Annotated in this window: 9 protein-coding genes and 1 pseudogene; 7 read left to right on the top strand and 3 right to left on the bottom strand. The window is 72.9% G+C overall.

The genetic code is table 11. From position 1 onward, the window contains the following. Window positions 1–106: 106 nt before the first annotated feature. Window positions 107–385, bottom strand: coding sequence for a hypothetical protein (locus DIZ27_RS16475; protein ID WP_109379152.1), 279 nt, complete (start codon window positions 383–385; stop codon window positions 107–109). Window positions 386–759: 374 nt separating this feature from the next. Between DIZ27_RS16475 and DIZ27_RS16480 the strand changes: the two genes are divergently transcribed. Further along, window positions 760–1,032, top strand: coding sequence for a chaplin (locus tag DIZ27_RS16480; RefSeq protein WP_109379153.1), 273 nt, complete (start codon window positions 760–762; stop codon window positions 1,030–1,032). A gap of 157 nt (window positions 1,033–1,189) precedes the next feature. On the opposite strand, the gene DIZ27_RS16485 is transcribed toward DIZ27_RS16480, so the two are convergent. Together DIZ27_RS16485 and DIZ27_RS16490 are read right to left on the bottom strand one after the other, a co-directional pair. Continuing rightward, window positions 1,190–1,462 (bottom strand): hypothetical protein, encoded by a 273-nt coding sequence (locus DIZ27_RS16485; protein ID WP_109379154.1) that lies wholly within the window; start codon window positions 1,460–1,462, stop codon window positions 1,190–1,192. Between the two features lie 114 nt (window positions 1,463–1,576). Beyond that, window positions 1,577–2,452 carry a hypothetical protein gene (locus tag DIZ27_RS16490; protein ID WP_109379155.1) on the bottom strand — a complete coding sequence of 292 codons (876 nt, stop codon included), beginning with the start codon at window positions 2,450–2,452 and terminating at the stop codon, window positions 1,577–1,579. A 358-nt stretch (window positions 2,453–2,810) separates the two neighbouring features. Between DIZ27_RS16490 and DIZ27_RS16495 the strand changes: the two genes are divergently transcribed. From DIZ27_RS16495 to DIZ27_RS16520, 6 genes and pseudogenes are all read left to right on the top strand, one after another. Then, entirely contained in the window at window positions 2,811–3,905 is a 1,095-nt protein-coding gene (locus tag DIZ27_RS16495) for a DUF3344 domain-containing protein (RefSeq protein WP_109379156.1), read from the top strand. Window positions 3,906–3,955: 50 nt separating this feature from the next. Then, a complete protein-coding gene (locus tag DIZ27_RS16500) occupies window positions 3,956–5,245 on the top strand; it encodes a glycosyltransferase (RefSeq protein WP_109379188.1) in 1,290 nt (429 codons plus the stop codon). After that, window positions 5,242–6,669, top strand: coding sequence for an exopolysaccharide biosynthesis polyprenyl glycosylphosphotransferase (locus DIZ27_RS16505; RefSeq protein ID WP_109379157.1), 1,428 nt, complete (start codon window positions 5,242–5,244; stop codon window positions 6,667–6,669). Before DIZ27_RS16500 ends, DIZ27_RS16505 begins: the two co-directional genes overlap by 4 nt. 5 nt (window positions 6,670–6,674) lie before the next feature. Then, a complete protein-coding gene (locus DIZ27_RS16510) occupies window positions 6,675–8,018 on the top strand; it encodes an O-antigen ligase (protein WP_109379158.1) in 1,344 nt (447 codons plus the stop codon). After that, window positions 8,015–9,709, top strand: a complete 1,695-nt coding sequence (gene murJ / locus DIZ27_RS16515; RefSeq protein WP_109379159.1) for a murein biosynthesis integral membrane protein MurJ — start codon at window positions 8,015–8,017, stop codon at window positions 9,707–9,709. The genes DIZ27_RS16510 and murJ overlap by 4 nt, the downstream gene beginning before the upstream one ends. Further along, window positions 9,693–10,011 (top strand): annotated as a pseudogene (locus DIZ27_RS16520) (polysaccharide deacetylase family protein); the annotation flags it as partial. The gene murJ and the pseudogene DIZ27_RS16520, both read left to right, overlap by 17 nt.

The raw sequence follows: 10,011 nt of genomic DNA on the forward strand, positions 1-10,011 counted from the left end.
GGCGAAGCCGTTCCAAACGATCGGACCGGCCACACCGGCCGGGCAGGCCCGGGGCTCGAACACGTGCCTCCGAACCCCGGGACCCACCCAGATCACTTGACAGTGATCAGTGCTTCTTGCCGCCGAGGTTGAAGCTGGTGGCGCAGGCCACGGAGTTGGCGTCGTTGGCCTCCTGCTTGGTGAAGCCCAGCAGGGCACTGATGCCCACGTTGACGTCGTCGACGTTGACGAGGCCCTTGGTCGAGTTGTCCTGGGCACAGGTCGTGCTCTGCTTGTTGTTCAGCTCGAACTCGGGCTCGCCACCGGCGTGGCTGACACCGGCGCCGAGGAAGCCGACGCTGCCGAGCATGGCCATGACGACAGCAGCCTTCTGGTACTTGCGCATTACCTCTCCGTTTCTCGAGTGGACACAACCCGTGTCGGGTTGGTCACCGTCAGTGGTTAACTTAAGCGAGGTTTTGCGGCTTTGGGTAGGCAAAACGCCGAAACGCGTAAGTTTCTCGCGAAGATGTCGGTTGCGGCCCAGCCGCACACCTCGGACAGCCCGAACCGGACGTCGGCCACCCTCCGCCCGGGCGCGCCCGAGACGCCGGAAAGTCAGCTTCCGCGACTGAAAACCCCTACTCGTCCGGTGAAGTCCCTTTTCTAACGGGTGATCCCGGGAGGATCGCCGTGACCAGGGTGAGATCGCCGCGTTGAGCGGGGTGTGCGGCCGCGCGTCATGCTGCCGCGCTCACCAGACCAGTTAAGGAGAACGTGATGTCTCGCATCGCGAAGGCGGCCACCGTCGCTCTCGGCACGGGCGCCGTGATGCTCGGCGGGGCCGGTATCGCCACGGCGGACGCCGGCGCCCAGGGCGCGGCGGTCGGCTCGCCCGGCGTCCTGTCCGGCAATGTGGTCCAGGCCCCGATCCACGTACCGGTCAACGTGTGCGGAAACACCGTCGACGGGATCGGCGCCCTCAACTCGGCCGTCGGCAACACCTGCGTGAACAACAGCCACAAGAAGCAGCACAAGGGATACGGCTACTGACATCCGTCGTCGTGACCCGAGAGCCCCGGCACCCCCGAGTGCCGGGGCTCTCGGCATGAACGTCGAGAACCCGCGTCCCCCGCGCGTACTCGGGAGAGTGGGCATACGAGAGTCGGCCCCCGGTCTCCACCGGGGGCCGACTCTCGTATGGCATGCCTCAGGCGTGGAGCCCCAGGTCGCCGTGCACCGGCTTGGCCTCGTTCACCACGGCCGCGGCCTCGTGCGCCGTGCCGAACACCGAGGTGTCGTGCTCCTCACCGTCCGACGCGTCGTGCAGCGGCATCAGTTCGAAGGGGACCGCAGTGCGCGTGTTCAGACCGGTGTCGAGGCCGGTGGACGCCAGGTCGAGTTCCTGGGCGGAAGCAGGCGCGGCCATGGCGGCGGCGATCAAGGACCCGGCAAGGACGGCGGCAGCCTTCAGGGACTTCATCGTGTTCCTTTCTTCGGCAACGCGGGTCGCCGGAGGGTTTCTGTCGCCGTGCCTAACGATCCCTGGCCGGACCGGAAACCGGGGGACCACGGATTGACGAGTCCTCATATGAGATCAATCAGCCGACAGCACCGCCGCCGGCGCCGGTGGAGTGGTCGCGGGCAGCGTGACCACAGGCGATGTGGCGGCCGGGACCGCAGGCGAGGTCGAGGGCGAGGGCGTCAACAGCGTGATGCTCGACGAGGCCACGCTGGAGGACGTCGTGGTGGACGGCGTCGTCTGCGTGGTCACGACCGACACCTGCGGGTCGCCGGCGGACAGCTCGTCGATGAGCTTCCCCATCTCGGTCAACAGGTCGTCGAGCCACGAAAGCGTCGGGTCGGCTGCGTCATCGACTGCGTCGTCGGCCCCGTCCGCGCTCTCGCCCAAGATCTCGTCGATCTCTTCGGTGGTCTCGTCGTCGACCACGTCGGTGTTCGCGCCGGTGTTCGCGTCGGTGGTTTCCTCGTCGGCGGCTTCCTCTTCGGTTGCGTCGCCGATCGCGTCGTCACCGGGGAGGAACAGGTCCAGGAGGCGGTCGACCGCGTCCCACAGGGCGTCCAGCGCGTCGCCCATGGGGTCGGTCTCGGCCATGGGCAGCAGTACGCCCGGCGCGGGGGCCGAGGCGAACGGCATGGCCCTGGTGGCCTGTTGCTTCGCCTCGGCCTCCTTCAGCGCGTCCTTCGCGGCCTTGCCCAGTGTCCTCGTCTCGGCCGCGGACAGCCGGCCGTCGTCCGCCCGGGTCACGGCGGTCAGCAGGTCGACGACCGGGGTGAGTTCGTCCCTGCGCACGTCGGAGTTCCTGATCTGCACGAGCGGCGTGCCGGGCGACGCCACCTGGCTGCGCCCACCGGCCGAGTCGGCGGCCAGGGCGGTGGGGCCGGTGACCCCGACCAGGAGGACGGCGCACAGTGCGCCGAATGCGATGCGCCGTACAGGCAGAGCGCGCATGGGAGTTCCTTTCCACGGACCTCGGATCTTGAGCCCACCGTGAGAGCGCCCCCGGCGTCCCGCAACCGGGCATGGGCCCTTCGGGGTCCCCTCTCCCCCCGTTGCCCCGTCCTGCCTGATGAGGCCACAGGTCGGGCGCTCGAACCCCGGGCCCCGCGGCGGACCGGCATCACGTGGGCGTCGCCCGCTGAGAAGGGGCTTCACGATTCCAACACACTTGTCCGACTTAAAGGAGTTTCAGGGATTTTGTCCGTTAGATAGCTAGAGTTGCGACCCTCCGGACGTACCCCCTGGGCGGACGCACCGCGCTCTTCGCGCTACCTGTTCACCGCCACCTTCCCGAAAGGCTTCGTCGGTCATGCGTCATTCCCTGGGCCAGTTGCTTCGTCATGCAACGGTGGGCGTCCTCACCCTGGTCACGGCGTGGGCCCCCTGCGGACCCTCAGCCGCCGCGCCGACCGCGCCGCCCGCGCCGGAGGCGAGCAGCCTCGCGTTCGTGGAGCGGTACCGCGCACTCCAGCACGGCGGCATCGTGCGCGCCGCCAACTCCTCGGCCACCTGCCGCGCGAGCCACCCGGCGTGCGCGGACGTGCAGGCGGGCGCGCTCGGGGTGAACGGCGACTTCGACATGTTCTACGTCGACGTCGACCGCGACCCGAACACCTACAACTCCTCCCGCGCGGAGGTCCGGCTGCCCTCGGGCTCCCGGGTGACCTACGCACGCCTCTACTGGGGCGGCAACCTGCTCGTGGGCGAGCAGAAACCGTGGGAGGCCAACGGACGGGTCCTGATCGCCGAACCCGGCGGGGAGTACAAGGAGCTCCTCGCCGACACGGTCGTCGGACACCGGGTGGCGGACGGCGCGGACGCCTTCCAGGCCTCGGCGGACGTGACCTCGCTGGTGCGGGACAGCGGGCCGGGTCTGTACACCGTGGCGGATGTCAACGTGGCCTCCGGCCGGTCGACGGCCGGCGCGTGGGGCGGCTGGACGCTGGTGGTGGCGTACGAGAATCCGGCGGAACCGCTGCGGCACCTCTCGCTCTGGGACGGCTTCACACCGCTGGCGTCCACCGCCGGGGCGGAGATCGGTCTGAGCGGCCTGAACCTCCCCGCGGGGGTGGAGGGCGAGGTGGGGATGGTGGCGTACAACGGCGACCGCGGCACCACCGGTGACTCGCTCACCCTGACCACCGGCGCGCCCGCCTCCACCGTCGTCCTCGCCGACGCCGCCAACCCCGCCGACGACGTCCTGAACTCCACCATCAGCGGGCCCGGAGGGGCTGTCCCGGCACGGGTGCCGGCGCACGCCAACACCCTCGGCTACGACTCCGACGTGTTCACTCTCGGCCGGGGCCTGCTGCACGCAGGTGACCGGGCGACCCTCCGGCTCAGCTCCGAACGGAACGCGGCGTGGGCCGGCGTGTTCTTCCTCGCCGCCGACGCGCGGCCGTGAACGCGCCGTCCCCCGTCCCGAACGCCTTCGCCAGTGAGGAAACCGTGTACATGGAGCTGTCTCCCTCCGGCCGCCGGCCGCGGGTACTGCATCTCACCCAGCCGGTGGAGGGCGGGGTCGCGCGCGTCGTGACGGACCTGGTCCGCACCCAGCTGGCGGACGGCCTGGACGTCACCGCGGTCTGCCCCGACAGCGCCCTCACCACCCAACTGCGGGTGCTCGGCGCGCAGGTACGGAACTGGCGGGCGACGCGCTCGCCGGGTCCGTCGCTCGTGCGGGAGGTGCGGCACCTCGCGCGGCTCATCGACGAGGTGCGCCCCGATCTGGTGCACGCGCACAGCGCGAAGGCCGGGCTCGCCGGGCGGCTCGCGGTGCGCGGGCGGATCCCGACGGTCTTCCAGCCGCACGCCTGGTCGTTCGAGGCGGTGGGCGGACGGACCGGTGCCCTCGCCCTCAGGTGGGAGCGCTGGGGTGCGCGTTGGGCCGCGCGGGTGGTGTGTGTGAGCGAGGCGGAACGGGCGACCGGGGTGCACGCCGGGATCGCCGGCCGGTGGACCGTCGTCCCCAACGGCATCGACCCCGAGCACTTCCACCCGGCCGGCGCCGACACCGTACGGGCCGGGCTCGCACCGCTCGTCGGACTGCACCCGGCGACGCCGCTCGCGGTCTGCGTGGGGCGGCTGTGCCGGCAGAAGGGGCAGGACGTCCTGCTGCGGGCCTGGGACGCCGTCGTGCGCAGGGTGCCGGACGCCCGGCTGGTCCTGGTCGGCGACGGCCCGGACCACGACCGGCTGCGCGAAGCCGCCCCGCCGTCCGTGCTGTTCGCGGGAGCCGTGCCCGACGCCTCGCCCTGGTACCAGGCCGCCGATCTCGTCGTCCTGCCCTCCCGCTGGGAGGGCATGGCCCTGGCCCCGCTGGAGGCGATGGCCTGCGGGCGCCCCGTGGTGGTCACCGACGTCGACGGCGCCCGCGAGAGCCTGCCCTCCTCCTTCGCCGCCCGGTGCCTGGTCCCGCCGGAGAACCCGGCGGCGCTGGCCGAGGCCCTGTCCAAGCTGCTGCTCGACCCGCCGCTGCGCGAGTCCCTCGGCGACCGGGGCCGTCGGCACGTGCTGACCCGCCACGACGTACGGCACACCGCCGAGCAGGTCGCAGACGTCTACCGCGACCTGCTCGGCACATGGCCCGCCAGGAAAAGGACGCGTCCGTCCGGGGCCGTCGAGCACGGCGAGGCCCATCTCGCCGGACCCGGACAGCCGCTCGACGCGGGCTGTGGCGCCGGGGCGAACCGGACGACACAACGCGTCGAGCCCACCAAGCACAGGGAGCCCATCCGCTCGTGACTGCCGAACGTACCGTGCCCTCCCCCGGCGTACCGCTGGGGGAGCACGGCCCCTCAACCGTCTCCGTCGTGCCGCCGCGCGGCCCCGCCGCCGGGGAGCGGTCCCCCGCCAGGCGGCCCCCGGCCCGGCCCCCCTCCCCGGTCCCGCTGTTCCTCGCGGACGGTGCCGCCGTCCTGTTGGGCACGCTGGCCCTCACCGGCGCCCAGCGCCACCCGTCGCTGGTCCTCATGCTGGTCGCCGCGTCGCTGCTGCTGCGCCCGCGCGACGGCCGGCCGCCGGTGCCGGGGCTGCTGGACGAACTGCCCGCCGTGTGCGGCCGTATCGCCGTGGCCTGGCTGGCACCCGCCGCGCTGTGGGCGGCGTACCGGCCGGAGCACGCGCTGTCCGTCGGCACCGTGCTGACCGGCCTCGCCGTGCAGACGGCGGCGGCCTGTGCGCTGCGCGCGGCCGTGCACGGACGGCGCCGTGCCGCACTGCTGCGCCACCCGCGCGCCGCACTCGTCATCGGCCCGGCGGCGACCGCGCAGCGCGTGGCCGCCGCCGTGCTGCGCCACCCGCGGTGCGGCGTACGGCCGGTGGGGGTCGTCGCCGAGCAGCCCGACGACGCCGAGGGCGTCCCGGTGCTGCGGACCGGTGAGGAGGTCGAGCGTGCGGTCATCCAGAACGGGGTGCGGGCCGTGCTGGCCGTTCACCCCTCGGTCCGCGCCGAACAGGGGCCGCTGCTGCGCACCCTGGCCGAGTCGGGCTGCGTGATCTGGGAGCTCGACGCCGACTCCCCCTCGTACACGGCGCGACAGCGGCTGGCCGGGTTCGCCTGCCGACGGCTGGACCTGTCTCCGGTGCGCCGCGACAGCGTGGGCAAACGGCTGCTCGACATCCTCGTGTCGGGGACGCTGCTGATGCTGATCGGCCCGCTGCTGCTGATGTGCGCGGCGGTCCTGCGGATCAGCGACGGGCCGGGCGTGGTGTTCCGGCAGGAGCGCATCGGCCGGAACGGAAAGCCGTTCACCCTGCTGAAGTTCCGCACCTACCGCCCCGCCGACGAGCACGAGTCGGCGACCCGGTGGAGCGTGGCCGACGAGAACGAGATGCGCCGGTTCTGCCGGATGCTGCGGCGCACCTCGCTCGACGAGCTGCTCCAGCTGTGGAACGTGCTCCGGGGCGACATGAGCCTGGTCGGACCGCGTCCCGAACGCCCCTACTTCGTCGCGCAGTTCTCGCACACCTACCAGGGCTACGCGGCCCGCCACCGCATGCGGACCGGGATCACCGGCCTCGCCCAGGTCCACGGGCTGCGCGGCGACACCTCGATCGAGGACCGCTCCCGGTTCGACTGCGCCTACATCGACGACTGGTCGCTGTGGCAGGACGTCTGCATCCTGCTGCGCACCGCGGCGTCGCTGGTACGCCCGACGGGGAGCTGACCGACGTGAGCCTTGCTCTCGCACCCCTGCCGCGCCAGGCCGCCGCGTTCGCGCCGGTCCTGCCCCTGGTGGCGGTGCTCGCGCTCCTGGCCCTGCCCCTGACGTACGAAGGGGCGGGGCCCGCCGACGTGGTCTCGGGGCTGCTGGTGGTGTACTGCGTGATCCGTCTGCTGCGCGAGCGGCGACGCCCGCTGTCGCCCGCCGCGGCGGTGGTGCTGGGCCTGCCGGTGGTGGGGCTCGCGCTGTCCGCCATGGGGGCGTCCTCGCCCGAGGCCTCGCTCACCGGCTTCGGCCGCTATCTGCAGGTCTTCGTGCTCGTCCCGGCGGCCGTGCTGACGCTGCTCCGCGGCCGGGCCGACTTCCGGGTGCTGGCCTGGTCGTTCGTGGGGCTCGCGCTGTGGCAGGGGGCCATCGGCGTGCACCAGTACGCCACCGGGACCGGCGCCTCCTACCAGGGTGAGCCGATCCGCGCGGTCGGCACCTTCGGGGCGCAGGACGTGATGGGCATGGCGTCGGCCGTCGCCCTCGGTCTGGTGTGCGCGGTGGGGATCGCGCTGGGCCGGGCGCCGGTACGGCAACGGGCGGCGGCCACCGGCTGCGCGCTCGCGCTGCTGCTGCCGCTCGCGCTCTCCTTCAGCCGGGGTGCCTGGATCGCGACCGTCCTGGCGTGCGCCGTGCAGCTGGCGCTGGCCGGGCTGCGGCGCGCGCTGAAGGCGGCCGCGGCCGTGGCCGCCGCGGGGGTGGTCCTGATGGGCGGGTTCGGCGTCGGCACGACGCAGCTGACCGAGCGGATCGACAGCATCACGCAGGTCGCCGACGACCCCGACCAGTCCGTGGTGGACCGGTACGCCCTGTGGGCGTCCGCCGGCGACATGTGGCGCGAGCACCCGCTGACCGGTGTCGGTCTGAAGGGCTTTCCCGAGCATCGCGACGGGCACGCCACCCTGGCGCTGTCCTCGGGCAGCGACATCGCGGGCGCGGGATCGGAGTACCACAAGCAGGCGCTGCTCTCGCCGCACAGCATGTACCTGCTGGTGCTGAGCGAGCAGGGCCTGATCGGGCTGCTCACCCTCGCCGGAAGCTGGCTGGCGCTGCTCGTGCTCGGGCTGCGCGGGCTGCTGCGCGTCCGTCGTCGCGGACCGGGACCGGACTGCGGGCTCGTCGCCTGCGGGCTGCTGGTCTGGCTGCTGACCGACTACGTGTACGGAGACATCGGCGGCCCCTCGACGGTGCTGACCGCCCTGGCCCTGGGGCTCGCCGCGTGGTGGGCGCTGGGCGACGGTGAGCGGGGACGCCTCGTGCCGAGGGGTGGCCCGCAAGAGCGCCTCGAGGAGGCCACGGCGCGATGACAGTGGTTCCTTCACAGACTCCCGGACGCGGAACCGACCGGGCCTCGACCGTCCCCGCGGCGCGTGCCGCGCCTTCGGCCGGGGACGGCACCGACCCGTCGTCGCCCTCGGCCTCCCGGAAGTTCCTCGCCAGAGCCACGCTCGTCACGGCGGCGCTGTCCATCGGCGGCTCCCTGCTCGGCCTGGTGCGCGACCAGTCGCTGGCGCGGCTGTTCGGTGCCGGGAGCGACACGGACGCCTTCCTGGTCGCGTGGACCGTGCCCGAGCTGGCCGCCACGCTGCTGATCGAGGACGGGCTGGCGATCGCGCTGATCCCGGCGTTCAGCATGGCGTTGGCCCGTCGCGCCCGGGGCGTCCCGGGCGATCCGGTCCGCGAGCTGGTCGCCGCCACCCTGCCGCGTCTGTGCCTCGCCTTCGCCGCGGTCGCCGCGCTGGTCGCCGGGACGGCTCCCTTCCTGGTCGAGGTGCTGGCGCCCGGCCTGCCCGACCCCCGGCTCGCCGTCGACTGCACCCGGCTCACCGCGATCAGCCTGCTGGCCTTCGGGCTCGCCGGGTACTGCAGCGCCGCCCTGCGGGCCCACCGCCGGTTCTTCGCGCCCGGGGCGATCTACATCGCGTACAACACGGGCATCATCGCCGCGATGTTCCTGCTCGGCGGTGAGTGGGGCGTGCGTGCCGCGGCGGTCGGGGTCGCGGTGGGCGGCTGCCTGATGGTGGCGGTGCAACTGCCGTCGCTGTGGCGGCAACTGGCATCACGCGCGCCGACGGTCGGCGGGACGCAGGCCGGCGGCGAGGAACGGCCGGTGCGGCTCGCCCTGATCGCCGCCGTCCTCCTGTTCGCCCTGTGCCGCCAGTCGCAGGTCCTGGTCGAACGCTTCCTCGCCTCCTCCCTGCCGGCCGGGGCCATCTCGCACCTGAACTACGCGCAGAAGGTCGCCCAGATCCCGATGACCCTGTCGCTGATGGTGTGCACGGTCACCTTCCCCGTGGTGGCGCGGGCGCTCGCCGACGGTGACACCGAACGGGCCCGCGACCGCGTGGAGCGGGATCTGGTGCTGTCCTCCTGTGTGGTGCTGCTGGGCATGTGCGCGGTGATCGCCTGTGCCCCGCAGATGATCGAACTGCTCTTCCAGCGCGGCGCGTTCACCGCGAGCGACACCGCGGCGACCTCCGACGTCATGCGGGTGTACGCCCTCGGGCTGCTGGGGCAGACCCTGGTGGGCACGCTGATCCGCTCGTACTTCTCGGCGGGCCGGCCCAGCTGGTACCCCCTCGCGGCGATGGGCGTGGGCATCGCCGCGACGTCGTTGATCGGCGCCGTCGCCGTGCGCCCCTGGGGGGTGGCGGGGATCGCCGCCGCCAACGCCGTCGGCATCACCGTCACGGCCGCCCTGATGCTGGCCGGTCTGCGGACGGCCCGGCGCGGCGGCGCCGGCGGTGTCCGTCTCCGTGTCCGTCAGGTGCTGGCCGAGTTGAGCCGGCCGGTGCTCGCCTCGGCCGGCGCCACCGTCGCCGGGGCGTTCGCCGCGAGCCGGGCCGACTCCCCCCTGACGGGCCTCGCGGCCGGCTGTCTCACCGTGACCGCCGTCTTCGTCGCGCTCTCCCTGGCCCTGGGCGTCCAGGGCTCCGCATCCGCGGTGCGCTCCGTACGCACCATCACCCGAAAGCTCACTCATGACCGTTTCCGTTGATTCCGTTGGCTCCGCCGGTTCCGCTGGTTCGGCCGGCTCTGTTGATTCCGTCGGCACCGGCAGACTTCCCGCCGCGCCCCCGGGCCCCGTCCCGTGGGTGGCGATGTACCACTCGGTGGGTGACTGCTCCGACGATCCGTACCGCATCACGGTCACGCCCGAACGGCTCGAGGAGCAGCTGGCCTGGCTGCGCCGGCGCGGGCTGCGCGGCGTGTCCGTGGCCGACCTGCTCGCCGCCCGCGCCCGGGGCGAGGGCCGGCGCCTGGTCGGGCTCACCTTCGACGACGGGTACACCGACTTCG

The sequence above is a fragment of the Streptomyces sp. NWU339 genome (assembly GCF_003143855.1).
Lineage (GTDB): Bacteria > Actinomycetota > Actinomycetes > Streptomycetales > Streptomycetaceae > Streptomyces.